Source organism: Candidatus Kosakonia sp. 282A-S69 (assembly GCF_029433855.1).
In the GTDB taxonomy this organism is placed as follows: domain Bacteria; phylum Pseudomonadota; class Gammaproteobacteria; order Enterobacterales; family Enterobacteriaceae; genus Kosakonia; species Kosakonia cowanii_A.
Window position 1 is genome coordinate 1,363,724 of the sequence record NZ_JAROAU010000003.1, and the last position, 26,892, is coordinate 1,390,615.

The following is a 26,892-nucleotide window of genomic DNA, read 5'->3' on the forward strand; positions in this document are numbered from 1 at the left end:
CATGGAAAGCAAATTACTGGAGTACTACAACCGCGAACTCGCCTGGCTGCGCGAAATGGGCCAGGAGTTTGCCGGGCGCTACCCAAAAGTGGCCGGACGTCTGGGCATGCGTGGGATGGACGTTTCCGACCCCTATGTCGAGCGTCTGATGGAGGGCTTCGCCTTTCTCACATCCCGCGTACAGTTAAAAATGGACGCCGAGTTTCCGCGCTTTTCCCAGCGTCTGCTGGAGATGGTCGCGCCAAACTACCTGGCGCCAACGCCCTCAATGGCGATTGCGGAACTGCAGCCGGACAGTGCCAAAGGCGATCTGAGCAACGGCTTTATGGTGCCGCGCGGCACCATGATGGACAGCCAGGTGATGAAGAAGAATGGCGTCACCTGTAGCTACACCACCGCGCACGACGTCACGCTACTGCCGCTGCAAATTAGCCAGGTAGAGCTTGGCGGCGTACCTGCCGATCTCCCTCTGGCGCAGGTTGGTTTAAGCCAGCGCGGGGCGCAGAGCGCGCTGCGTATTCGCCTGAGCTGCGATGGCCCGGTCAACCTCAGCCATCTCGATTTCGATCGTCTGGAGCTCTTCCTGAGCGGGCCTGATATGCAGGCGCTGCAACTGCTTGAGCTGCTGATGGAGCATCAGGTAGGCATGGTTTGCCAGGCAAATGCGCCGCAGGCGGCACTGCACGTGCTGGCGGATGATGCGCTGCGCCAGGAGGGCTTTGAAGCGAACCAGTCTCTGTTACCTGACGATCTGCGCAATTTTGACGGTTACCGGCTGCTGCAAGAGTATTTTGCTTTCCCGTCGCGTTTCCTCTTCATCAGCCTGCAGGGGCTGCGCACGATGCTGGAGGGCAGCGGTGAAGCCAAATCTTTCGACATCATTATCCTGCTTGATAAAGCGGACGGTCAGCTGGAGCGGGTGGTGGATAAGAATCACCTGGCGCTGCACTGTACACCGGTCATCAACCTCTTTCCGAAGGTCGCCGAGCGGCAGAAGCTGAGCGAAAGCCTGCACGAATACCATCTGGTGGTCGATAATATCCGTCCGCTCGATTATGAGATTTACTCTGTTGGCAAAATTCACGCCAGTGTCGATGGTCAGCGCGATGAGCAGACTTTCCGTCCTTTCTGGAGCAGCTGGAGCCAGGATGATGGCAATTACGGTGCCTACTTCTCGGTAAGGCGCGAGCAGCGCGCGCTCTCTGAGCACGCTCAGCGCTACGGCACCCGCACCGGCTATATCGGCTCTGAGGTGTTCGCTTCGCTGGTGGATGAGCAGCATGCGCCGTGGCGCGAAGATTTACGCTACATCACCGCCGAAGTGCTGTGCACCAGCCGCGATCTGCCGCTGATGCTGCAGCAGGATATGGGGCAATTTGTGCTGCCCGATTCGCTGCCGGTAAAATCACTCAAGCTGCGTAAAGGACCGACGCCGCCGCGACCCGCGCTGGCGGAAGGGCTCAGCACCTGGCGCTTAATCAGCCAGCTGCAGATGAACTATCTCAGCCTGATGGATGGCGAAAACGGCGAGGGCGCTGCGGCGCTGCGCCAGCTGCTTGGGCTCTATACCCGGCTGGCGGAAGCGCCGGTGGCGCGCCAGATTGAGGGGGTGCGCCATTGCGTGCTGGAGCCGGTGCACCGCCGGGTGCCGGAGCCGGGGCCGATTGTCTTTGCCCGAGGTGTTGGCATTACCCTTACCGTGGATGAGCAGGCCTTCTCCGGCTTCAGCCCATGGCTCTTTGGCAGCGTACTGGAGCGCGTCTTTGCCCGTCTGGTCGGCATGAACAGCTTTACGGAGTTTACCCTCAAGAGCCAGCAGCGCGGCGAAGTGGGTTACTGGCCGCCGCGGATGGGCAAGAGGGCACTGATATGACCGAGACGTCCGCGCTCAAGCCTGCGATTATCCGCGTTAACAGCTTGCCGGATGCCTTCTGGCAGAATGTGATGGCGACGCCGTGGCGTTACGATCTCTTTACCCTGCTGCGTCGCGTGGATGCGCGCGGCGGGGAGCGCTACCCGCTAGGGCGCGCGCCGCTGCCGCGCTTTGAGTCGCTGCGCATCGGGCAAACGCCGTCGCTCAGCTTCGCGCCGGCAACGCTCGCCGGGGTGAAAAAGCGCGAAGCGTCGCCGCTGTATGATGTGTCGATTTACAGCTTTGGCCTTTTTGGCCCCAACGGCCCGCTGCCTATCCACCTGACAGAGTATGCGCGCGAGCGTATCGATCACCATCAGGATGAGAGCATGAGCGCCTTTGCCGATCTCTTCCATCACCGGCTGACGCTCCTCTTTTATCGTGCGTGGGCGGATGCCCAGCCGACGGTCTCCCTCGATCGCAAAGACAATAACCGCTTCGAGCACTATATCGCTTCGCTGATCGGTATGGGGCAGCCGGGACAGCTGGAGAAGGGGACGCTCAGCCCCCACTCCCGCTTCGCGCTGGCGGGGCATCTAACCCGCAACGGCCGCGATCCAGAGGGGCTGGCGAAGATCCTGCGCGGCTATTTCAACGTGCCGGTAAACATTGTCGAGAACGTGCCTCAGTGGATGCCGCTCAGCCCGCGTGAGCGCGCGCGCCTTCAGGGAGGGCGACATGCGCCGCGTCTGGGGCAGTCGACCTTTCTTGGCGAGGCGGTGCGCGACGTGTGCCATAAATTTCGCATTGAGATCGGCCCGCTCCCGGCTGAAACCTACCGGCGCTTTCTGCCGGGAGAGAAGTATATCGCCGCGCTGCGTGACTGGGTGCGCCAGTATCTGGGCATTGAGTATCAGTGGGCGGTGAAAGTGATTCTGCGCAGCGAAGATGTGGTCGGCGCAGCGCTGGGCGGCGACAGCCGTCTGGGGTATAGCGCCTGGCTCGGTATGCAACCGAGGCCAGAAGCGCGTGGAGATTTGGTATTTAGCCCGGAGGGGTAATCCTTCGATTTTGCATCCCAGTCTGACGTCTGCACAAAATCATTCGCGTTGCGTTGCACGGTAAGCCAGCGTATCCCGGACGCTTACACCCGTAAGCGACAAAGGAGATGGGGCCGCCATCGACGAGACAGCACGAAGGATGAAGTGCTAATTAATTATGAATAATGGAAGAACCCATGTCAGAAATCAGCCGCGCCGTGTTATTCGGCAAACTCGACACACTCTTATTCACCTCGCTGGAGAGCGCCACCGCGTTTTGTAAGCTGCGTGGTAACCCTTATGTGGAGCTGGTTCACTGGCTGCATCAGTTGATGCAGCAGTCGGATGGCGATCTGCAGCAGGTTATCCGCCACTTTTCCCTTGATGAGCAGGCGCTGACCCGCGATATCGTCGCCGCGCTGGATAAACTGCCGCGCGGCGCAAGTTCCGTTTCCGACCTGTCAGAGCATATTGATACAGCGGTTGAGCGTGCATGGGTCTACGGTTCGCTGAAATTCGGCGTCACCCGCATTCGCGGCGGACACCTGCTCGCGGGGATCCTGAAAACCTGGAGTCTCGCCAACGTTCTGAAAGGCATCTCTGCGCAGTTTGATCGCGTCAGTGCCGATGCGCTGCTGGACAATTTCGACACTATTTTCGCCAATAGCAAAGAGACGCAGCAGGCAACGGTTCCCCTGAGTGACGACAGCGGCGTGGCCGCACCCGCTCAGCAGGGGACGCTTGCCCAGTATGGTCAGGATCTCACCGCTCGTGCGCGTGACGGCAAGATCGATCCGGTTGTCGGTCGCGACGAAGAGATCCGCCAGATGGTCGATATCCTGATGCGCCGTCGCCAGAACAACCCGCTGCTGACCGGTGAAGCCGGGGTAGGGAAAACCGCCGTGGTGGAGGGTCTGGCACTGCGTATTGCCAGCGGCGACGTTCCCGAGCCGCTGGTTGACGTTCAGCTGTGGCTGCTTGATATCGGCATGCTGCAAGCGGGCGCGGGGATGAAAGGGGAGTTTGAAGCGCGTCTGCAGGCGCTGATTAATGAAGTGCAGTCCAGCCCGACGCCGATCATTCTCTTTATCGATGAGATCCACACGCTGATTGGCGCTGGTGGCCAGCAGGGCACCGGCGATGCCGCCAACCTGCTGAAACCGGCGCTGGCGCGTGGGCAGCTGCGCACCATCGGTGCCACGACCTGGGCTGAGTATAAAAAATACATTGAGAAGGATCCGGCGCTGACCCGTCGTTTCCAGACCGTACAGGTCGCCGAGCCAGATGAAGAGAAAGCGGTGCTGATGCTGCGCAGCACCGTGTCGGCGCTTGAGAAACATCACCGCGTACTGCTGCTGGATGAAGCCGTGGTGGCGGCCGTGAAGCTGTCGCACCGCTACATTCCGGCACGTCAGCTGCCGGACAAAGCAGTTGCTCTGCTGGATACCGCCTGTGCCCGTGTGGCCGTCAGCCAGAGTTCACCCCCGCCGCAGCTGGAAGATTGCCAGCACCGCATTGATGCGCTGGACGTGGAGATCGAGATCGCTAACCGTGAAGCCAAAGTCGCCGTGGGTGACAGCGAGCGCGTGGTGAAACTGCAGGCCGATCTGGAGAAACTGGCGGAACAGCGCGATGCGTTAACGCAGCGCTGGGAGCAGGAGCAGGCGCTGGTGGACAGCATTATCGCCCAGCGCGCACAGCTTCATACCGCACCGGAAGAGTCGTTGACCGAGCTGCGCGCCACTCTTACCGAGCAGCAAAACGCGCTGCGCGCATTGCAGGGCGATGAGCCGCTGCTCTTTACCTCCGTGGATGCCAACGTGGTTGCCGCCGTGGTCTCTGACTGGACCGGCATCCCGCTGGGCCGGATGGTGAAAGATGAGATCGACGCGGTGCTGAAACTGGCCGATACCTTAAATGAACGCGTCATCGGTCAGCGTCACGGTCTGGAGCTGATTGCCAAACGTGTTCGCACATCGCGCGCGCGCCTTGACGATCCGAACAAGCCGGTCGGCGTATTTATGCTCTGCGGCCCGTCTGGTGTCGGTAAAACCGAAACCGCGCTGGCGCTGGCGGAGTCGCTCTACGGCGGCGAGCAGAACATCATCACCATCAATATGAGCGAGTTCCAGGAAGCGCATACGGTCTCCACCCTGAAAGGCGCGCCTCCGGGCTACGTTGGCTATGGCGAAGGCGGCGTATTAACGGAAGCGGTGCGCCGTCGTCCCTACAGCGTGGTGCTGCTGGACGAGATTGAAAAAGCGCATCCGGATGTGCATGAGATCTTCTTCCAGGTGTTCGATAAAGGGTGGATGGAAGATGGCGAAGGTCGCCACATCGATTTCCGTAACACCATTATCATCCTCACCTCCAACGTGGGTACCGATCTGATTACCGGCATGTGCGCCGACCCTGAACTGATGCCGGAGCCGGACGCACTGCGTGACGCGCTGCGCGCGCCGCTGCTGCAGGTTTTCCCGCCTGCGCTGCTGGGCCGTCTGCTGGTGGTGCCCTACTATCCGCTGAGCGATGAGATGCTGGCGATGATCGTCCGTCTGCAGCTTAAGCGCATCCAGCGTCGTCTCGAAGAGAACCATGGCATCATTTCTGAAGTTGATGAGAGCGTGGTTGAACAGATCGTTGCGCGCTGTACGGAAGTGGAATCGGGCGGCCGTATGGTAGACGCCATTCTTACCAACACTTTGCTGCCGCTTATGAGCCAGCTATTACTCGACGCCAGCGCGCGAGACGAGCATTATAAGCGTTTACGTGTCACGTTTGAGCAGGGTGAGTTTCACTGTCAGTTTGCGGCGTAACGCCATTATCAAGAGAGTTTTCCAATATGACGGATCACGATAACAACCGGAGTGTACCGAACGCGCTGCCACCGGGATATCGCTTCAATGAGTTTGAAATTAAGGAAGTGATCGGTGGTGGAGGGTTCGGCATCGTCTATCGCGCCTGGGATCACCAGCTTGAGCGAACCATCGCGATTAAAGAGTTTATGCCCTCTTCGCTGGCAGTGCGTAACGACGACATGACGCTGGTGCTGCGTAGCGAGCGCTTCAGCAAAGCGTTTACTGCCGGTTTGAACAGTTTTATTCAGGAAGCCCGTTTACTGGCCCGTTTTAACCACCCGAACCTGCTGCATGTGCTGCGTTTCTGGGTGCAGAACGACACCGCCTACATGGGGACGGTGTTCTACAGCGGCACGACGCTGTCGCGCCTGCGCGAGAAGAATCCGGCGCTGATCAATGAAGCGTGGATCCGCCGCATGCTGCCGATGCTGCTGGGGGCAATCAAGACCATTCACGATGAGGGTTATCTCCATCGCGATATTTCGCTGGATAATATTCAGATTCAGGAAAATGGCTTGCCGGTGCTGCTCGATTTCGGCTCAGCGCGCCGCAGTATTGGCTCTGTTTCTGATGAAACCGAAACCATGCTGCGTCCGGGCTATGCGCCGATAGAGCAATATACCGACGACAATGAGAGCGAGCAGGGGCCATGGACCGATATCTATGCCCTGGGGGCCGTGTTGCACACCATGATCATCGGCTCTCCGCCGCCGGTCAGTGTGGTGCGTAGCATTCAGGATACCTACGTCCCGCTGACCCAGCGCGGACTGCCAGGCTACTCCATGGCGCTGTTGCAGGCAGTGGATCGCGCGCTGGCGCTTAAGATGGAAGATCGTCCGCAGTCGGTGGACGAGTTTGCCGCGCTGATTGAGATGCCAGTCGCCGGGATTGACGATGTGCTGAACGTGAAGCAACCTGGCACCATGCTGGTGCCGGTTGAAGAGACGCCGGAAAAAGTCGACGTTGCTGGCTGGCAGCGCTACAAACTTCCTGCGCTGGTCGGCGCAGGTGTTGTTGTCGGCGTTATCGCGGGCGCGCTGCTGTTCAGCGGCAGCTCAGAGCCAGAGAAGGCCGCGACGGAAAACGTGAGTAACACGCAGCCGCAGCAGAACAGCGCACCTGTTGAGCAGCCGCGCCAGACCGAGCCAGTCACGCAGCCTGCGACACCGCCAGCGCAAAGCCAGAGCGAAACGGCGAGCGCCGCGCCGGCGGCCTCGCAGGCTCCGATAGCGCAACTCTTTGTTCGTATGAACGAGGGCGAGAAGCTGACGCTCAACGGCGAAAGCCAGTCCGTTTCACCGGCCACCAACGGTTTCGCCTCTCTGAAAGTGAAGCCGGGTCGCTATGAGCTAGTGCTGGAAGGCAATGGTCAGACTCGCAGCCAGACTATCGATATAGCTACCCCCGGTACCTGGCTTATCAATCCGCAGCCGCGATAGCCGTGGTTCGCCCGGGCCGCCTGGCCCGGTCACGCGCGGGAACGTTATCCCGCGCGTTTCATTTCACCTTGCCTCAGGGAGCTATGGCTTCTTCTTCAAAACGACCTTAGTCTCGTCCGACATATAAAAAAGACAGAACTATGAATGTATTAACACACAGTAATAACGGTGGCAGTGAATTTACGTTTGTTGTCTCTCGTGCCAGCGCCAAAGCCGATGATAAGGTTCATACCGTCGCCGCCAGAAAGATCCGCGAGCTGGAGATGACGCTCACCGATTTTCACCTCGAATCCTCCCAAATGTTAGACGTTGACGGTAATCCTGCCGTCGAGCTCTTTTATCAGTTCAGCAATGACAACCGGATCATTTATCAGCGTCAGACCATCATTTTGCTGGCCGATCCCGCTGCGGGTCAAAAAATGGTTAGCTATGTCGGCACCTGCCCGGGAGAATTCAGTGAGTCTTACCAACAGCAGTATCAGGAAATTATTCAAAGCCTGAAATTCCATCGCGCCCGCTAACGCTGAACTGTCAGACTCACCATTTATCAAAATTAAGTGTCACAGAGGACTTCACCATGCAAGACAGGATCACGGTCAAGCTGCCGGTAGACGGCCTGCTTTTCTGGAAACTCACCGGACGCGAGGCGTTGTCTGAGGCGTTTGCCTTCACCCTGACGGTGCTGGGCACCGACGCGCGCATTGACCGCAGCCAGCTGCTCGGCCAGCCGGTGACGGTGAATGTGCCGACGCAGGGGATTGCCGGCGGCATGCGCCACTTCAACGGCAAAATCACCCGCGTGGCGGTGAGCGCCACGGAGATGTCCGGGACGCGGTATGCGGTCTACCGTCTGACGGTGGAGCCGGACGTGTGGCCGATGAAGCGCGACCGTAACCTGCGAATCTTCCAGGAGCAGACGGTGCCGCAAATCGTGAAAACCCTGCTTGGTGAATACCAGGTGAACCTTGAGGACCGCCTGACCGGCAGCTACCGGAGCTGGGGCTACTGCGTGCAGTACCAGGAGAGCAGTTTTGACTTTATCAGCCGTCTGATGGAGCTTGAGGGCATTGCCTACCACTTCAGTCACGAAGCCGACCGGCACGTGATGGTGCTGACGGACGCCGCCACCGAACACCAGCCCTTCAGCGGGTACGAAACCATCCCCTACCACGCGACGCCTTCCGGCGGCAGCACCAGCGAAGAGGGCATCAGCCAGTGGGCGCTGGAGGACAGCGTGACGCCGGGTATCTACAGCCTCGACGACTACGACTTCCGCAAACCAAACGCCTGGCTGTTCCAGGCCCGGCAGAACCCGGCCTCACCGCAGCCGGGGAGCATCGACGTCTATGACTGGCCGGGACGTTTTGTCGAACACGGTCACGGGGAATATTACGCCCGCATCCGCCAGGAGCGCTGGCAGGTGGAGCACCAGCAGATTCAGGCCACCGCCACGGCGATGGGTATCGCGCCGGGTCACACCTTCGCGCTCTATAACGCCCCCTTTTTCAGCGACAACGGCGAGTACCTGACCACCGAGGCGAACTACTTCCTGGAAGAAAACCGCTACGCCAGCGGGTCCGACGGCGAGACGGTGCACCGCACCGACTTCACCGTGATTCCTTCGTCGGTGGTGTTCCGCCCGGCACCGGTGACGGCGTGGCCGAAAACCCACGGCCCGCAGACGGCAAAGGTGGTCGGCCCGCAGGGGGAAAGCATCTGGACGGACAAATATGGCCGCATAAAGGTGAAGTTCCACTGGGACCGGCAGGCGAAAGGGGATGACACCAGCTCCTGCTGGGTGCGCGTCTCCAGCGCGTGGGCAGGCCAGGGCTTCGGCGGGGTGCAGATCCCGCGCGTGGGTGATGAGGTGGTGATTGACTTCATCAACGGCGACCCGGACCGTCCGATAGTGACAGGGCGCGTCTACAACGAAGCGAGCATGCCGCCGTGGTCACTGCCTGATGACTCCACGCGCATGGGCTTTATGACGCGTAGTAAGGATGGAAGTAAAGATAACGCCAGCTATTTGTTCTTTGAAGACAGGCTGGGTAGCGAATCTGTCGATCTGCATTCTGAACGCGACATGAATGTTTCAGTTGAAGGTGTACATAATGAAGTTGTTCATAAAGCGACAATTTATGAACATAAAACAACCCGTTCAGTGACTGTCGATGATCACGATACGCAGACATACAATAGTGGCCAGACAATTGCCGTTACGGCTAAAGGCCGAAAAGAGACGATAGTCGATAATGAGACTAAGTCGGTAAAGGGATATTCGGATAATACATATACTCAGAACCTGGTGATTAAAACAGATGCAAGCGTGAGTACATTAGCTGCAAATAAAATCATGTATGAAGTTCCTGAGGTTGTTTTTGGGCAGGTAGTTGATGCTAGCGGTAATTCAAGTGCTGTAAAAACAGTTCCTTATGATATAAAACAGACAAAAGGTCAGGTAATATCTGCAATGGGGTCAACTCCAACAGCGTCAGATTATTTGGCCTCCGCATCAAGTTCGTCTATAAGTGCAGCTACAAAAGTAACATATAAAAAAGGGGTGGTAACAGAAGTTGAAGGAGTTGACATGCTCACTGTCCATCAAAATAAAATTACGGATGTAAAAGGTAATGCAGCCTTAAGTGTTAAAGGTAATCTTGATGAGACGATATTAGGAAATGTAAATGTTTATTCTCCTGGAACTATATCAATTAAAAGTGATACTAATGTAGATATTGACGCTCCGTTCTGGGTAAGTAATGCCAAGGGGATGTCCACCTCATTTACGGGGTTATCAATCGCTTTTACTGCTGCATCGGGAGGTTTGACCGGGCTGTCGGTAGCTCATAATATCATTGATAGCTCGACTAAAACTGTAGATTTAAGCGATGCCAGAATTAGAGCCAGACTGAGAAATACATTTGAAGTATCAAAATCGAACCTCAGAACTTTCTTCAATAACTTATTCATAGTGGGGTAATAAAATTGTTAAATTCTCCTTTTATCACGATTTCAGGTATTATACTTGCATGTATAGCTGTTTTTGTTGTGTGTTGTATTACGGGTGAGGATTACAATAAGTTTAGAAAGGAAGGGGTAAGAACCGAGGCTAAAATAATTAGTAAAGAAAAAATAGGCGCTTCGGGTACAGGAAATACACGTTACCGCATGGTTGTCGAATTTGCTACTAAAGATGGAATTGTAAGGGTGACGACGAAAAGGTTTTTTACCCCTGAAGAGCTTATAAAAGTTATGAGGAGAAATACCGTTATTCTTTATTATATGCCTCACGATCCTCAACAGATTGTACTGATGCCATTTGAAATGGAATAAAGTCCGCCCCGAAAACGCCAATTATTGCTCTTAGTAGGGTAGGCAAAGTGGTGCTTCGGGCATCCAAGTTTTTTATAAGGCGAGCCAGTATAAAGCAGTGTTTAAAGTATTTACACATCGTTTTTCCTGTGATTATTATCACCCTCGTTTTGTCAACAATTATTCGTCATTATAAAAAACGGCCGAAGCGGAAAATAAATACTTAGTAATCCAGTTTATGTTGAGGCGACCATTACAAAAATAGTCCCCGACACACCTTCAAAACTTGGTGTTGTTAACATCGAGGTAGACTATGTTTTTAATGGCGAAAATGGTAAGGCCTACCGAAACAAACATGCACGAACTGTGATCAAAATGATGGGCTTATGTAATTATAAAGTCGGCACGAAGGTCCCGGTTGGTTATTTGAAGACTGATCCTTTCCGTAACATGCTCAATGTGAAGAGTGAAAAGGCATAATAATATGGATTCATACTTTACAATATGTTATTTCTCGGCAACTAATTCTGGTAGAGGCTCGTTTTGCTTCATTCACCCTTCATTACTATTATAGCTCTCGTTATTGCATGCACTGGTGTGATTGTTTATTGCTACCATACTGGCGCAACCTACGATAAGTTCAAAAAAGTGGGAGCGAGAGTCGAAGCTAAAATAATAAGCAAAGAAAAGATAGGTGCGTCAGGCACAGGTAATACAAAGTTCCGTATGGTCGTTGAATTTGCAACCATGGATGGGGTTGTTAAGGTAACACCTAAAAAATACTTTACGCCTGAGGATCTCATTAAAGTAATGATGAACAATACCGTAATTCTTTATTATATGCCTCATGAAATGTTGTGACCGCTGTTAAAACCATAGAAATGACGCAATACAATGTTGGCGCAACGGTGCCGATCGTTTATTTGCGAAGCGATCCCACACAAAATAACCATACTCTTCCGAGCGTACTGAAATAACCTTTTCTCAGACGCCAACATCACTCTTAATCTTCCAAAGGAAGTTATATGAAGATTATCAAACCGCTGCGGCTCAGCGTGTTAAACCGTCCGTTCCGTTTGCAGGGCCAGAATCATCTGGGCGTTGCCGTGATGGCGCTGGCTGATATGAGTGCTGCGCCAAAGCTTCGTCCTGAAGTTGAACTCTGGCAACTGGCGGCCAGCGAGTTGCAAACCAGCGGCGGCGTGCTGGATATGGCAATGCCGAAAGCGCGCGCTGAGTTTCTCGCTACCGGTTATGCCTATACGCAGCACCATCAGGATAAAACAGCCTGTGCGGTTCGTATTGAAGTCGACACGCTGACCAAAACCCTTGCCGTTACTGGCGATCGTTACTGGGCAGGCTCAAGGGCGACCGCACCGAAACCGTTCGAACAGATGCGACTCGACTGGAGCCGCGCGTTTGGTGGTGAAGGGTATGAAGAGAACCCGCACGGCATCGGCGCGGTGGTGGAAAACCATAACGGCACGCAGTTCCGTCGCCTGCCAAATATCGAAGCCCTGCAACAACGTGTAGTGTCGCCGCGCATGAAACCGGAGCCGGCAAGCTTTGGGCCGCTGGATCTGACATGGCCGCGCCGTTTCCGCCGCATGGGCAAAAACTATGATGCCCGCTGGCTGCAGAATGATTTCCCGGGTTTCGCCCCGGACATCGACTGGCGTGTTTTTAATGCCGCCAGCCCCGATCAGTGGTGGGAGGAGCGCGACTCGCTGCCGCCGCAGGCCGCATGGCGCATCTGGAACATGCACCCGCAAAAGCCGGTGCAGGAGGGCACGTTACCGCCGTGGCAGGCGCGCTGCTTTATTCAGCGCCAGCGCGGGGAGGAGATCCTGTTTGAGGAGATCGCGCTGCGTGCCACCACCGTCTGGTTCTTCCCCCATCTTGAGCAGATGGTGCTGATTTGGCACGGCAACCAGCGGATCAACGAAGATGATGCCGCCGATGTGCTGCACCTGATGCCGGCGCTGGAAAAAACCGGTGCGACACGCTCTGTTAATCACTACCGCAAAGTTCTCACCCAGCGTCTCGATAAAGAGAAGGGCGCGCTGTTTGCCTTCCGCGAAAAAGATTTGGTGCCGGAGGAGGTGATCGGCCCGTGGATTGACAATGAGGTGCAGCAAAATCACAGCCCGATGCGCGAGAATCAGAATGCGCGCGCCACACAGTTACGTGAGCAGCACCGGGCGCGGCTGGAAGCGCAAGGTGGCGATGTCAGTGACCTGATGAAATCTTTTGATGAACCTGAATTGCCCAAACTGGATGAACTGCCTGAGTTTATCGAAGAGATGGAGCGTAAAGCAGCGGAAATGCAGCAGCAGGCCGAGGCGCGTAAAGCGGAGATGGAAGCAAAATATCCTGACGCCGCTAATGATGAAAATCGCCCTCGCGGCCCGGAATCGATGCACCGTATGAATGATATGCTCGAGCGCAACGCTTCGCAGATGAGCGAGAAAAAGCTGGCGCAAAGCCGTGAAGCGCTGCATCAGATGTACCTCATGTCCGCTGCGCAACAGCCGCCTGCGATCAAACTGACCGGTGATATTGCACTCATTATTCGCCAGCGCGCCGAACGCACCATGGCGCAGGGCGGCGACTTTAGTGGGCTCGATTTAACCGGCGCTGACTTCTCCGGTATGGATCTGCGTGGGGCGAACTTCACTCACACGCTGCTGGAGTGCGCGAATTTGAGCGACTGTCAGCTTGATGGTGCGAACTTCACGCAGGCGATGCTGGCGCGTGCCGATTTACAAAATGCCTCACTGCGCGACTGCTGCCTGGATAAGGCGAGCCTGGCGCTGGCGCAGTGTAAGGGAACCGGTTTTCAGGGGGCACAGTTCAGTGAAACCGAGATGACCGGCGCCTTGTTTGACGCCTGTGACTTTAGTTATGCCCGCCTGAACAATCTCTTATTGCGGGAAACAGGTTTCAGCGAGTGTCGTTTTAACCACGCCACTATTGATGGCGGCGTCTTTATGGAGCTGACGCTACCGAAGCCGGATTTCAGCCATGCGGTGATGAATAAAACCAGCTTTATCAAGTGCGAGCTTCAGCATGCCAGCTTTGCCTGCGCGCAGATGGAGAGCTGCTCATGGGTTGAAAGCCTGCTGGAAGAGGCGAATTTCGCGGGCGCCACACTGGTGACCTGCGCGGTGGCCTCTGGCGGCACGCTTGCCAGAGCAGATTTCAGCGGTGCGCATCTTAAGCAGAGCAACCTGCGCCAGGCGTTGTTAACGGGTGCGCGCTTCACTCGGGCCAGGCTCAATAATAGCGATCTCAGCGAAGCGCAGTGCGAAGCGGCGGATTTTAGCGGCGCAACGCTTACCGGCAGCATGTTTATTCGTACCGATTTTCGCCGTGCACGTCTTAATGAGGCCAATCTGATGGGGGCGATGTTGCAGAAAAGCCGCCTCGAAGGGGCCGATCTCAGTTTTGCCAACCTGTTCCGCGCCGATCTCGCGCAATCTTTTACCAGCGAGACGACGCAGCTCCAGGGTGCTTATACCAAACGGGTTAAAACATTGCCGAAGCGTGACGGGGAGGTGATATGAAGAGATTAACGGCCGCAGAACTACAGCAGAAAATAAAGGGCGGCGAAGCGATCATGGAACTCAGCCTCGACGACCTCGATCTGCAGGGCTGCGATCTCTCCGGCGCGATTTTTCAGGAGGTGTCATTGCAGGGAGCCAACCTGCAAGGCGCGAACCTTAAAGAGAGCGTTTTTACCGAATGCCAGTTGAGCGGCGCAAATCTTAAAGCCACCATGCTGGAAGAGACGGTATTTAACCAGTGCGAGATGGCGGGCATTACCGCCAGCGGCGCGACGCTGACCCGCTGCGTTTTTAACGACTGTAATCTGGCAAAGAGTGATTTTTCGCGCATAAGCAGCGATACCAGCCAGTTTATGCGCTGTGCGCTGGAGCAGAGCCTGTTTAGCGGCTCGACCTTCGATCGCTCCACCTTCTATGAAACCCCGCTTGGCGGCGCGAAGCTCGACAGGTGCCACAACCTGATGACCACGCTGTTTGGTATTGACCTGCGTGATGTCGATCTGCAGGAGAGCCAGTTTGAGCGCACCGTCTTTTTTAACTGCGACCAGCGCGGCAAACACTATGCGAAGCATAAATTCACCGGTTGCCAGTTTACCGATAACCAGCTTGATGGCGCTGATTTCAGTGGTGCCCAGCTTACGCAGTGTAATTTTAAAGGCGCATCATTAAAGCAGGCACAGCTTCGTGGTGTGAATGCCACGCAGGCGCTGTTTATGGAAGCAGACTTAAGCGGCGCACAGGCGCAGGGCAGCCTGTTCGATCAGGCAATTTTTGTCGGCGCGACACTCAACAAAACCTGTTTTAAGCAGAGCCGCTTCTTCCAGAGCATCCTGCAGCAGACGACCGCGCAGGAGGCAGAATTCACCCTGTGTGATTTGACCTATGCGGACTTCTCTGCCGCCGATGTCCGGCTGGCGGATTTTCGCGGTGCGATCTTTTCGCGCACCCGTTTTCATCGTGCCCGGCAGGACAATGCGCGCTTCGCCGATCGTAAAGGCATCCTTGAATATGACGAAGAGTTACTGGCGGCGGAAGCCTGGAGCGCCGAACGCCATAGCAGAATTTACGGAGACTCATTATGACGAACATTAATCACCAGCTGCTGATGGCGGCGATCCCTGGCGGACAATTTTCCGCGCAGGTCACTCACTGCTTTGAGGATGGCAGCCTGATGGTTGAAAGCGAAGGCCGCGGCTGGCACTGCCGTCGCGCCGTGAGTTGCGTCATCGCTCCGCAGGCGGGCGATACGGTGCTGATTAGCGCCGTCGATAACCAGATGTGGCTGCTCGCGGTACTGGAGCGCCAGAACCCGACCTCTGCCGCAGAGCTGAGCGTGCAGGGCGATCTGCATATTGCCAGCCAGGGCGCACTGAGTCTGAGCAGTGAAGCGCTCAATATCAATGCGGCAAAAGGGGAGTGTCATATCAGCGAGATGAATTACAGCGGCGATAAGATCTCCGCCTGGGTGTCGCTCTCGCGCATTGTCGGCAAGCGGGCCGAGTCAGTGTGGCAGACCGTGACGCAAATCAGCCAGCAGCTGTTTCGCACCACGCGCCAGACGGAGCATGTGCGCGCCGGGCAGCTTGACATGAAAGCGGAAGATTACCTGCGCATGCATGCGCAGAATACGGTGATCACCTCGAAAGCGATCACCAAAGTCGATTCTGAACAGATCCATATGGGCTAAGGAGAGAGTATGTTTGCTAACTGCCAGCTGATGGGCGTTGACCTGGCGTTTCCGGACGTCTGCCTGACGCCGATGCCTGCCCCCACGCCCATTCCCTATCCGGATATTGCGCTGGGGCCAACGGCGATTCCGAATGCGCTCAATATCCTCTTTATGGGAATGCCCGCGCACAATATGGCGACAGTGACGCCGCTTACCAACGGCGATAACCCTGGTGTCGCCACCGGTGTGGCATCCGGTACCGTGATGGGGCCATCCCGCCACCTGACGGGTGCCTTCACCGTTCTGCTAAAAGGAACCCCGGCGACGCGCTTAACCAGTGTGAGCATGCAAAACTCCACCAATGCTGTCGGCATGCGCATTGTGCCGAGCCAGTTCAAGGTATTGATGCTGGCACCTTAATCCGAGCATTAATACAGATTGATTTTATTAAATATAGAGGCGCATGAGCATCTTCTTATGCGCCCTGACTATATATCGAGCGTATAGCCGTAATGCCAGGACGGAAAGATGCCGAAGTTGTAAGCTAATCAAATTCATTGTTAGTTATTGATTCAGTGTGAGGTTTTTCCCGTCGAAACTGCTTTAAAGGCGCGCCTGATATTCGTTAATATTAAATTACTTGTGATGGAACAGGAGGGTGACATGGAGTCGATATTAGGCCCACTTATGTTAGGCGGTTTTATTTTTTGGATTGGATGGTTGTTCTATAAAGATGCAAGAATAGAAAAACATGGTGTTGTTCTCAACGCTAAAATCATTTCTATGCGTGAAACGAGTTCCAATGATGGTGGCAGTTCAAATGTGCGTTATTCCCTTTGGGTTGACTTTCCTGATGGGCAAAGGTTGGTTGAAGGTAAGGGCACCGTTCCTACTTTTTATGGAAGTCAGCTTGAGCCGGGAAAAGAGATTAAAATAAAATACCTCGATGATAATAATATTGCATTTATTTTTAACAAATGAAGAGGGTGATGGTTTTGGTTCTTTATTAATAGCGCATGGTGACGTTAAGGAAGAAGTCTGTGCTTGAGTAATTGATCCTAATAACACTCAATTAATTGGGCTATTAATAGTTTATTTTAAATATATCAATTATGTTTTATGCGCGGCCTTTATAAGTGTCTTTTCATTTATGGTGTTAAGATCCGTTAAAAATGGCATGCTCGAAAAGGAAATCAGAAAAGACGGAGTTTATGTTAATGGCATAATTACAGCCGTGACGCCGGGTACGCCCACTACCAATGGGCTGGTAAACATTACTGTGGATTATTCTTTTATTGATCAGAATGGCATGACTCTGACAAGAGAGAACGTTTTAACTGTTGTAAAAACAGTGGACCTGGGCAACTATCAAATTGGTGCAGATATTCCGGTTGTTTATCTTAGAGGCGACTCATCTAAGCATATTTTGAGGGAGACGAAAGGCCTTTTAGATATGTGATTGGTTTATTTATGGATTATTTTTATGAGTCAGGAGATTGCAGCATCTCATACGCAGCTATCAATCATTTAAAACATTATTTAACAACTGATTAAGATCATAGGTTTTAGCCGTTCTTTAGTTAGCCATTAAAAATACATAGACAATTAAAATCAAAGCTTATACTTTTTCAGTAACTTATTCACAGCGAAAGGGTATTAATTTTGCTCAGCTCTCCTTTAATGACAATTGCAGGGTTATAATTGCATGCGTGATTGTTCTCGTTGTTTGTTGCATAACGGATGAGGATTACAACAAATATAGAAAAGAGGGAGTAAAGACTGAGGCAAAAATCATTAACAAAGAAAAAATTGGTGCTTCAGGTTCTGGAAATACGCGTTTCCGTATGCTTGTTGAATTTGCGACTAAAGATGGAGTTGCGAGAGTGACAGCTAAGAGGTTTTTTACTCCTGAAGAGCTCATAAAAATCATGCGAAGGAATACCGTTGTTCTTTATTATATGCCTCAAGTTCCTCAGAGGATTGTAATGATACCTTTTGAAATGGAGTAGGTGAGTATTAGATGGTTAATGGATTTTTGAATGCTTACGATCAACACTATGAATCGAAGTATATTTTTTGGGGAAATTAAATTGTTAATTCGATCCTTTCTTATTATCGCCACGATGCTCATTTCGTCTCCTCTTTACGCAGACGCAAACCTCACTAAACTAAAAACATTGACTGACTTCGCAGACCAGCTCAAAGAGACTATCGGCCAGGATGTGAATACCGTTGAGCCGATTGTGGGTCATCCGCTTTTTCGTCTGAATCCGGCCGATGGGGCCTGGCTGACCGCCAAACCGTTCACGCTTGAAGGCGGAATCACCCTTTCTAATCTCGCTGTGCGCATGGATCGCAACCATCCACCAAAGGTGTTCATCATTCACTATGACGTAAGTAACGGTTGTATTTTATTGTCCGACGTCAGAAAGGTCTATCCGCAGCTAAAGCTATTTAGTGCGCCACATGGGCACTCGGTTAATGAAACTTTCGCCTGGATCACCCCTTTAGATAAAAACGGTAATGCGACAGCTTTTGGCTTTCCCTATGCTGAGCCTGCCTGTCTGAAGAGCATGACGCTGCGAAATTTTGCCGATGATATGTAACTTTAATGCGCTCTGTAACACTTTACCTTCTGCATTGCATGCCTTTTTATAGATTCATTCATTACCTGTGATGTATTTTGTTCCGTGGAATTAAAACATCATAAGAATCAACTTAAGTTATCAGGGAAAGAGTATGGCCTGTCACCCTCGCACCTTTGGTAAGGTATTGCGTTACGCTGCTTTATTGTCCTGCCTGTCATTTACGCTGCCTCATGCTGCATCAGCCGCGATCGAGCTTAACCAGTACGACAAGTTAGAAACGGTTGAGGGCATCACCGCCAACAAAACGGTAGTTGTACAACTGAAAAAACTACTGGGCAATGATTACGACAACTTCATTTCTAACTTTGATGTCTATGGTGAGCCGCATCATACCGCAGAGGATGGCCTGTTCGTTTCTGGCTGGCTGCAGCACCTTGCTCAGGAGAACGCTTCGGTATTTGTCATCTATCCGGATGGACGCCTCTCTGCTGCGTGGATTTTGCCCGACGACAGTGTGGTGAACTACCGTACCAATCATCCTGGCGACGGCATCGATAAGGATATTCAACAATGGGCAAGCCAGCTGGAGGGAAAAACACTCCCGGACATCGCGCCCCAGGCCAGTAGCTTCTCTGGAACATGGCAGGGCAAGGATAACGACGCCTCAACGTTGAGCCTGAAGTTAACGCAGAAGGGTAGCAAGCTCATCGGGACTTACTGCTATATCACCCAGGGGGGGAATCGCATTGATTGCGCTGATGAAGATAAACCCAACTTAATGGGCTCGGTGAAAAATAACGTTGCGACAATCAGCTTCGATTCAAACTTTGGTGCCGTAAATGGCCAGGCGACATTAAAGCTTGAGGGAAATACGCTACGCTGGACGATGACCCGAACGCCGGAAAATGGCGAATATTATGCACCTGAACACTACAACCTGATCAAAGAGGATGTCCCTGCGGGAGCGACGACCCGTTTATTACAAACCGCAAAGTTCAGCCTCTTTGTTCGCAACAATTGCGGTGCATTCTCAAAGCCGTGCGACGACATGCTTTATAACGGCGTGCGCAACAGCGATAACACTACCATCAGCCTGAAGGGAAAAACGGTGCAGAACAGTGCAAACGACGTTGTCGGTGCCGAATTTCATAATGGCAACATCACCTATCGCATCGACTACCAGCCGCCGGGCCTGGTCGTTACGCAGGGGACAAAGGTGCTGGTTAAACAGCCAGCAAAATGGCTGAACGAATGACTCAATGGAACCCAATAATGACCGGACGTGTATCCCTTGCAGCACTGCTTCTGAGCTTCAATACCTTTGCCGGAGCGCAGCAGGCTCTTGAGGAGTCTGATTTTACGGTCACGCTGAATAAGCAGCCGGTTTCCCTGGGCCAGCCATGGAGTGATAAGCTCCAGGCAAAGCTCGGCAACAGCAGCGACGACAGCTTTGTCGGCGAAGTTCCCTTTGGCGACGGTATCTACAAGTTTTATCGCCACATGTTTAAGGATTTTGATGTTTACACCGCCAACCTGTGGTGGGACAGCCAGAACAGAGATTTTGACAGTTATATCGTCGCGCAGATAACCCTGCGGGGAGCGGCTTTGAAAACCACGCGAGGTATTGCACCGGGCTGCAGTGAAGATAAGGTCACAGAGCTTTACGGGCCGGGTGAAAAGGAGAGCAGCGACGGGGCTGAGTGGATTGGCTACCAGCGTGATAACAAGCGGATCTCTTTTGAGATACTCAAAGGTAACGTGAATTCCATCAATATCAATTACGTTGACCATCGGCAGTAATCAACGCCCGAGATAAAAGCCCCCGCCAGGTTTCCCTGTCGGGGGCTTTTTCGTTACTGCTGTTTACAGCCCGCGCACTGCTTGTTCTGGATCTGCTGGAAGAAGTCATTCCCTTTATCATCCACCAGAATAAACGCCGGGAAGTTCTCTACCTCTATCTTCCAGATCGCCTCCATTCCCAGTTCCGGGTATGCAACGCACTCCAGGCTCTTGATGCTCTGCTGCGCCAGCACCGCAGCCGGGCCACCAATACTGCCCAGATAGAAACCGCCGTGTCTGGCACAGGCATCGGTCACTTGCTGGCTGCGGTTGCCTTTTGCCAGCATGATCATGCTCGCACCGTGCGATTGCAGCAGATCCACGTAAGAATCCATACGCCCGGCGGTAGTTGGGCCAAGCGAACCGGAAGCATAACCTTCAGGTGTTTTTGCCGGACCGGCGTAGTAGATCGGGTGATCTTTCACGTACTGCGGCAGTTCTTCGCCATTATCAATCAGCTCTTTCAGCTTCGCATGGGCGATATCGCGCGCCACAATTATCGTGCCGTTGAGCGAAACGCGGGTTGAAACGGGGAAAGCGGAGAGCTGGGCGAGGATCGCGTTCATCGGCTGGTTGAGATCGATTTTCGCCACATCGCCTTCACCCTGCTGGCGCAGCTCTTGTGGAATATACTGTGCCGGATTAGCCTCCATTTTCTCAATCCAGATCCCGTCGCGGTTGATCTTCGCTTTGATATTACGGTCAGCGGAGCAGGAGACACCCATACCGATAGGGCAGGAGGCACCGTGACGCGGCAGGCGGATCACGCGGATATCATGCGCAAAGTATTTCCCGCCAAACTGCGCACCGAGACCGAGGTTGTGCGCTTCCTGCATTAGCTCCTGTTCCAGCCGGACATCACGGAAGGCCTGTCCGTGCTCATTCCCTTCGGTTGGCAGACCGTCGTAATAGCGGGTTGATGCCAGTTTTACCGTTTTCAGCGTTGATTCAGCAGAGGTTCCGCCAATCACGAAGGCGATATGGTAGGGTGGACAGGCAGCGGTGCCCAGCGTGCGCATCTTCTCAACCAGATAGTTTTTCAGTTTCGCCGGAGTAATCAGCGCCTTGGTTTCCTGATAGAGATAGGTTTTATTCGCCGAACCACCGCCTTTAGCGATGCACAAGAATTTATACTCGTCGCCATCCACACTATAGAGATCGATCTGCGCGGGCAGGTTGGTGCCGGTATTCACCTCTTTATACATATCCAGCGGCGCATTCTGTGAGTAGCGCAGGTTATCTTCGGTGTAGGTGTTATACACCCCACGCGCCAGCGCGGCTTCATCACCGCCGCCGGTCCAGACGCGCTGGCCTTTTTTGCCCATGATGATGGCGGTACCGGTATCCTGGCAGGTCGGCAGCACACCTTTGGCGGCGATTTCAGAGTTACGCAGGAACTGCAGGGCGACATATTTGTCGTTTTCGCTAGCCTGCGGGTCGGTCAGAATGGCGGCAACCTGCTTCTGATGAGAAGGTCGCAGCATAAACGCGGCATCGTGGAACGCCTGCTGTGCCAGCAGAGTTAACGCCTGTGGCTCGACTTTCAGCACCTGCTCACCTTCAAACTCGGCCACGGAGACATGCTCGCGGCTCAGCAGATAGTATTCCGTCTCATCTTTCGCCAGCGGGAACGGGTCCTGATAAACAAAGGGTTTGTTCGACATAGCTCATTACTCCACAAAAAATAAAACCGCCGGGAAAGCCCGACGGTTATGAATCAGAACATCATGGTGATCCACGGATAACCAATCAACAGCAGGGCGGCGAGGAAGATGGCACCGAAGATGGTACCTAGACGCCAGTAATCTTTAGTCGGCAGATAGCCACTGCCGTAGTAAATCGGGCTTGGGCCAGTACCGTATGGGGTGATGATGCCCATGACACCGAGCGAGGTGCACAGCACCAGCACAACCACTTCCATATTGATGCCAGGAATGGTCGCTGCGATGGTCAGCATCGCCGGCAGCAGGGCGGTGGTGTGTGCCGTGGTGCTGGCGAAGAGATAGTGCAGCAGATAGAACGCCAGCAGCAGAGCGATAGTTGCCATACCCGGAGAGATGCCGCTCATCAACAGTCCGCCCTCTTTACCCAGCCAGGCGATAAAGCCAGTGGATGAGAGGCCATCAGCCAGCGCGACCAGTGTGGCGAACCAGACAAAGGTGTTCCAGGCTGGTTTATTGCTGGTGATATCGTTCCAGGTCAATACACCTGTCCACAGCATCAGCACCACCACCAGCAGTGCGGCCAGCGCCGGTTCAATAAAGTCGGCGGCGAAAATCCACATCAGCAGCGCACAGCAGACAAAGACCAGCAGCAGGATTTCATTACGGGACATTCTGCCCAACTTCTCCAGCTCGCGGCTCGCCCACAGCGGGACTTCATCATTCACTTTCACTTCCGGCGGGTAGAACCAGTACGCCAGCAGAGGCATAGTCAGAATCAGCAGCAGGCCCAGCGGCAGGAAGGCGATAAACCAGGTGCCCCAGGAGATATTGATCCCAACGATGCTTTTCACCAGCGCCAGTGCCAGCAGGTTAGGTGCAAGTGCAGAGAGGAACATAGAGCTGGTGATGCAGGCGGCGGTGATGGCCACCCACATCAGATAAGAACCGATGCGGCGCGCGCTCGGGTCGTTTGGTTTTGAACCATACAGAGGGGGCAGGTTGGCAATAATTGGATAGATGGTCCCGCCGCTGCGCGCGGTGTTTGACGGGGTGAACGGTGCCAGCAGCAGATCGGCGAAGGTGATGGCATAGCCGAGCGTCAGGCTTCTGCGGCCCAGGTATTTCACAAGGATCAGTGCCAGGCGACGACCAAACTGAGTCTTATCGTAGCCGGCGGCAAACATAAATGCGCCGAAGATAAGCCAGACGGTGGAGTTGCCGAAACCGCTGACTGCCCATTTGAAGGACTGGCCCGCCAGCTTAAATTTCGGGTCTGCCAGCTGTTCCGGACTGAAAAGGAGCCATTGGCCACAAAGCGCGATCACGACCACGCCCGTCATACCAATTACGGCACCCGGTAGCGGTTCGAAGATCAGGCCAACAATCACGCCAACGAAGATTGCAAAATAGTGCCATGCGTAGGGCGGTAAGCCTTCTGGCACCGGAACGAACAGTAACAGTATGGCCACGATAATGGGCAGCGCCATCATCACCAGGCGGTTTTTATTACCGGCCTTTACGCTCTCTGCCGGAGCAGAAGCTGGGGTTGGAGTTTTCTCTTTCATAGTGAGCATCTACAAGTAGTTAAAAATTCGGGTCTGTCGTGGAGTAAAGTGTGATTTATTTATTTTCGAAAGTTACTTTAGTTATTAAAATCATCTTCTTTTATTCCATCGATCTTTATTTATCACCAACAGAAGCAGCAATAAATAACAAAATAAGTCTATTTCTATATTGCCCAGACCAATGGGATTTCTCTTGATTAAGATCAATAAAACGAAAAGAGAGAGACTATTTTTAATATCTGGAATACCCACTACGAATAATGTGGTTAATTTCCAGAAAAACCAGGAAAGTGTTAAATTTTTGTATCTTATTTTAATTTATAAAAGACAGAAATGCTCTTGAGGTCTATGATTTTATTGGTTTTTTATTGGTTTTGTTGTGAATATAGACATTTTTCAAAGTAATAATTATGTTACCGGTAATTATAAAAATGTGAACGCAATATTTAAAAATGATAATACAGTGGTGGTAGGTCTGTTATTACAGGGGTTAAATAGTTTTATAACTAACGTAATTAATTTGGTAAATAAAATTCGCGGTATATTAAATACACGACACCAGGATTAATAACCAGAACGAAAATAGATCCGTCACCAAATTCAAGGTTTATCAATTTTAGATGTGGAGTTTATTATGACCAGCAACGAACGTATTCTCAGCCCGTTTACATTGCCAAACGGCGTGGAACTGAAAAACCGTTTGTTAATGGCGCCAATGACCACCTGCACCGGGTATTTTGACGGTACTGTCACCAGCGAACTGGTGGAGTATTACCGCGCACGTTCAGGAGCTATAGGCACCATTATTGTTGAGTGTTGCTTTGTCGACGATCTCGGCCTCGCTTTTCCAGGCGCGATTGGGATTGATAGCGATGAAAAAATTGCTGGGCTAGCGAAAATTGCTGCCGCCATCCAGGAGAAGGGTTCAAAAGCCATCCTGCAGATTTACCATGGCGGGCGTATGGTGGAGCCGAAATTGATCGGTGGACGCACTCCGATTGCGCCGAGCGCGATTGCCGCACCGCGCGAAGGTGCCGCGACGCCCGTGGCGATGAGTGCTGCAGAAGTTGAAAGCATGATTGCCAAATTTGGTGAAGCCGTACGTCGCGCCATCCAGGCTGGCTTCGACGGTGTTGAGATCCACGGCGCCAATACTTATCTCATACAGCAATTCTTCTCTCCTCACTCCAATCAGCGTGATGATGAGTGGGGCGGCAGCCGCGAAAACCGGGCGCGGTTCCCGCTGGCCGTGCTGGATATCGCCCATAAGATGGCGCGCCAGTACGCAGATGACGCCTTTATCATTGGCTACCGTTTCTCTCCGGAAGAGCTGGAGGTTCCCGGCATCCGTTTTGATGACACCATGTTCCTGTTGGAGAAGCTGGCCGCTCGCGGTCTCGATTATCTGCACTTCTCCGTGGGAGCGGCGCTGCGCTCTTCCATCAATGACACGACCGATCCGACGCCGCTGATTGATAAATACTGTGCGCTGCGCTCAGAAACGTTGGCGCAGATCCCGGTAATGGGTGTCGGCGGGATCGTCAACGCGGCGGATGCGGAAGAGGGGCTGGATCATGGGTACGATTTGATGGCGGTAGGCCGTGCCTGCATCGCCTACCCGGACTGGGCTTCGCGTATCGCCAACGGTGAAACCCTTGAACTTTTCATGGACAGCACCCAGCGTGAAGCACTGAACATCCCCGAGCCGCTGTGGCGTTTCTCACTGGTTGAAGCGATGATCCGCGATATGAGCATGGGCGCGGCGAAGTTCAAACCGGGGATTTTTGCTGAAACCGTGCAGGATGACAGCAATACGCTGGTGGTCAACGTCAGTCTCGAAACCGACAGCATTGCGGATATTACGCTGGCTGAAGGCCCGCTGGATGACGTCGAGTTTACCAGCAGCTTTGAAGAGATCCGCAGCCGCATTATCGATGCGAACTCGCCGCATGTTGACGCCATCTCCGGCGCGACAAGCCAGAGCGAGGCGGTGAAAAAAGCGGTGTCGAAAGCGATGGTGAAATCGAGCAAAGCGCGGATCGCAGAAGAGGGCGGCGATACCAGCGCGCCGAAAAGTTACGATGTGGTTGTTATCGGCAGCGGTGGTGCCGGCCTTGCGGCGGCGATTCAGGCGCACGACGAAGGTGCCAGCGTCCTGATCGTCGAAAAAATGCCGACTATCGGTGGCAACACCATCAAAGCATCGGCAGGGATGAACGCAGCGGAAACCCGCTTCCAGCGCGTAAAAGGCATTCAGGACAGTAAGGAGCTGTTCTACGCAGAAACCCTGAAAGGGGGTGGCGAGAAGAACGATCCTGCGCTGCTGCGCCGCTTTGTTGAACATGCTCCTGAAGCGATTGAGTGGCTGGCACGTCGCGGCATCATGCTCAACGACATCACCACCACTGGCGGCATGAGCATTGACCGTACCCATCGCCCGCGTGATGGATCGGCGGTCGGTGGCTACCTGATCAGCGGCCTGCTGCGCAACGTCACCAAACGCAATATCGACGTCATGCTGGATACCTCCGTCGAAGAGATCCTCTTTGAGTCAGGCGAAGTGCGCGGTGTGCGTCTGCTGAACGAAGAGCAGGAAACCCTCAGTGTCGACGCGAAGAGCGTGATTGTCGCCACCGGCGGCTTCAGCGCCAACAGTGCGATGGTGGTGAAATATCGCCCCGATCTGGACGGCTTCGTCACCACCAACCATAAAGGCGCGACCGGCAGCGGTATCGCACTGCTGGAGCGCCTGGGTGCTGCCACCGTGGATATGGGCGAAATTCAGATCCACCCAACGGTTGAGCAAAACACCTCTTACCTGATTTCAGAGTCGATTCGCGGCGGCGGGGCTATTCTGGTTAATCAGCAGGGTAACCGCTTCTTTAACGAGATGTCGACCCGCGATAAAGTCTCGGCGGCCATCATCGCGCTGCCGGAGCACTATGCTTACATTGTCTTTGATGAGCACGTTCGCGCGAAAAACAAAGCGGCGGATGAGTATATTGCCCGCGGTTTTGTCACCAGCGCCAGCTCCCCACGTGAACTCGCGGATAAGCTGGGCATGGATTATCATGCTTTCCTCGCCACGCTGGAGCGCTACAACGGCTTTGTGGAAAAACAGCACGACGATGATTTTGGGCGCACCACCGCACTGCGTGCGCCGATTAACGAAGGGCCATTCCACGCCATTCAGATTGCGCCAGGCGTGCATCACACCATGGGCGGCGTGACCATCAACGCCGACACCCAGGTGCTTAACAGCGAGCAGCAGGTGATTCCGGGTGCTTTCGCGGCGGGTGAAGTGGTAGGCGGTCTGCACGGTGGCAACCGCATCGGTGGCAACGCCGTGGCAGACATTATCGTCTTCGGTTCGCTGGCTGGGCATCAGGCCGCGCTGCGCGCCAAACGGTAACGCGTTAATGCCAACAGGCTGCGTCTTATCAGGCCTCTCACTGGCCTGATAAGCGTAGCACCAGCAGTACGCAACAGAAGGAGTATGC

20 protein-coding genes and 1 pseudogene are annotated in these 26,892 nt (G+C 53.8%); 19 read left to right on the forward strand and 2 right to left on the reverse strand.

Annotation, left to right across the window (positions count from 1 at the left end; all coding sequences use genetic code 11):
- Window position 1 precedes the first annotated feature (1 nt).
- From tssF to PU683_RS12245, 18 genes and pseudogenes are all read left to right on the forward strand, one after another.
- Window positions 2–1,873, forward strand: coding sequence for a type VI secretion system baseplate subunit TssF (tssF, locus tag PU683_RS12160; protein WP_277171783.1), 1,872 nt, complete (start codon window positions 2–4; stop codon window positions 1,871–1,873).
- Window positions 1,870–2,913 (forward strand): type VI secretion system baseplate subunit TssG, encoded by a 1,044-nt coding sequence (tssG, locus tag PU683_RS12165; protein ID WP_277171785.1) that lies wholly within the window; start codon window positions 1,870–1,872, stop codon window positions 2,911–2,913. Before tssF ends, tssG begins: the two co-directional genes overlap by 4 nt.
- Window positions 2,914–3,089: 176 nt before the next feature.
- The gene (tssH, locus tag PU683_RS12170; protein ID WP_277171787.1) at window positions 3,090–5,708 is read left to right on the forward strand and encodes a type VI secretion system ATPase TssH; all 2,619 of its coding nucleotides are present in this window, start codon (window positions 3,090–3,092) and stop codon (window positions 5,706–5,708) included.
- 26 nt (window positions 5,709–5,734) lie between these two features.
- Window positions 5,735–7,189 carry a serine/threonine protein kinase gene (locus PU683_RS12175; RefSeq protein WP_277171789.1) on the forward strand — a complete coding sequence of 485 codons (1,455 nt, stop codon included), beginning with the start codon at window positions 5,735–5,737 and terminating at the stop codon, window positions 7,187–7,189.
- Window positions 7,190–7,326: 137 nt separating this feature from the next.
- Window positions 7,327–7,710: pseudogene (locus PU683_RS12180) on the forward strand (DcrB-related protein); the annotation flags it as partial.
- Between the two features lie 56 nt (window positions 7,711–7,766).
- Window positions 7,767–10,169, forward strand: a complete 2,403-nt coding sequence (locus PU683_RS12185; RefSeq protein WP_277171793.1) for a type VI secretion system Vgr family protein — start codon at window positions 7,767–7,769, stop codon at window positions 10,167–10,169.
- Between the two features lie 5 nt (window positions 10,170–10,174).
- Entirely contained in the window at window positions 10,175–10,522 is a 348-nt protein-coding gene (locus PU683_RS12190) for a DUF3592 domain-containing protein (protein ID WP_277171795.1), read from the forward strand.
- Window positions 10,523–11,098: 576 nt separating this feature from the next.
- Window positions 11,099–11,362, forward strand: a complete 264-nt coding sequence (locus PU683_RS12195; RefSeq protein ID WP_277171797.1) for a hypothetical protein — start codon at window positions 11,099–11,101, stop codon at window positions 11,360–11,362.
- A 164-nt stretch (window positions 11,363–11,526) separates the two neighbouring features.
- A complete protein-coding gene (locus PU683_RS12200) occupies window positions 11,527–14,067 on the forward strand; it encodes a DUF2169 domain-containing protein (RefSeq protein ID WP_277171798.1) in 2,541 nt (846 codons plus the stop codon).
- Window positions 14,064–15,149, forward strand: a complete 1,086-nt coding sequence (locus PU683_RS12205; RefSeq protein WP_277171800.1) for a pentapeptide repeat-containing protein — start codon at window positions 14,064–14,066, stop codon at window positions 15,147–15,149. The genes PU683_RS12200 and PU683_RS12205 overlap by 4 nt, the downstream gene beginning before the upstream one ends.
- On the forward strand, window positions 15,146–15,754 hold the full coding sequence (locus PU683_RS12210) for a DUF3540 domain-containing protein (RefSeq protein ID WP_277171802.1): 609 nt from the start codon (window positions 15,146–15,148) through the stop codon (window positions 15,752–15,754). Before PU683_RS12205 ends, PU683_RS12210 begins: the two co-directional genes overlap by 4 nt.
- A gap of 9 nt (window positions 15,755–15,763) precedes the next feature.
- Window positions 15,764–16,156 (forward strand): DUF4150 domain-containing protein, encoded by a 393-nt coding sequence (locus tag PU683_RS12215; RefSeq protein ID WP_277171804.1) that lies wholly within the window; start codon window positions 15,764–15,766, stop codon window positions 16,154–16,156.
- Between the two features lie 243 nt (window positions 16,157–16,399).
- The gene (locus tag PU683_RS12220) at window positions 16,400–16,717 is read left to right on the forward strand and encodes a hypothetical protein (RefSeq protein ID WP_277171805.1); all 318 of its coding nucleotides are present in this window, start codon (window positions 16,400–16,402) and stop codon (window positions 16,715–16,717) included.
- A gap of 196 nt (window positions 16,718–16,913) precedes the next feature.
- The gene (locus PU683_RS12225) at window positions 16,914–17,195 is read left to right on the forward strand and encodes a hypothetical protein (protein ID WP_277171807.1); all 282 of its coding nucleotides are present in this window, start codon (window positions 16,914–16,916) and stop codon (window positions 17,193–17,195) included.
- A 250-nt stretch (window positions 17,196–17,445) separates the two neighbouring features.
- The gene (locus tag PU683_RS12230) at window positions 17,446–17,745 is read left to right on the forward strand and encodes a hypothetical protein (RefSeq protein WP_277171809.1); all 300 of its coding nucleotides are present in this window, start codon (window positions 17,446–17,448) and stop codon (window positions 17,743–17,745) included.
- 30 nt (window positions 17,746–17,775) lie between these two features.
- Window positions 17,776–18,342, forward strand: a complete 567-nt coding sequence (locus PU683_RS12235) for a hypothetical protein (RefSeq protein ID WP_277171811.1) — start codon at window positions 17,776–17,778, stop codon at window positions 18,340–18,342.
- A 133-nt stretch (window positions 18,343–18,475) separates the two neighbouring features.
- Window positions 18,476–19,579 carry an Ivy family c-type lysozyme inhibitor gene (locus PU683_RS12240; protein WP_277171813.1) on the forward strand — a complete coding sequence of 368 codons (1,104 nt, stop codon included), beginning with the start codon at window positions 18,476–18,478 and terminating at the stop codon, window positions 19,577–19,579.
- Between the two features lie 17 nt (window positions 19,580–19,596).
- Complete coding sequence (locus PU683_RS12245; RefSeq protein ID WP_277171815.1) at window positions 19,597–20,124, forward strand: hypothetical protein; 528 nt, start codon at window positions 19,597–19,599, stop codon at window positions 20,122–20,124.
- A 53-nt stretch (window positions 20,125–20,177) separates the two neighbouring features.
- Here PU683_RS12245 and fumA read toward each other — a convergent pair whose 3' ends face one another.
- Both fumA and PU683_RS12255 read right to left on the reverse strand, forming a co-directional pair.
- Complete coding sequence (gene fumA / locus PU683_RS12250; RefSeq protein ID WP_277171817.1) at window positions 20,178–21,827, reverse strand: class I fumarate hydratase FumA; 1,650 nt, start codon at window positions 21,825–21,827, stop codon at window positions 20,178–20,180.
- A gap of 53 nt (window positions 21,828–21,880) precedes the next feature.
- Entirely contained in the window at window positions 21,881–23,392 is a 1,512-nt protein-coding gene (locus tag PU683_RS12255; protein WP_277171819.1) for an anion permease, read from the reverse strand.
- Between the two features lie 634 nt (window positions 23,393–24,026).
- On the opposite strand from PU683_RS12255, the gene PU683_RS12260 reads away from it, so the two are divergent.
- A complete protein-coding gene (locus PU683_RS12260; protein WP_277171821.1) occupies window positions 24,027–26,804 on the forward strand; it encodes a flavocytochrome c in 2,778 nt (925 codons plus the stop codon).
- The last annotated feature ends 88 nt before the right edge of the window (window positions 26,805–26,892 follow it).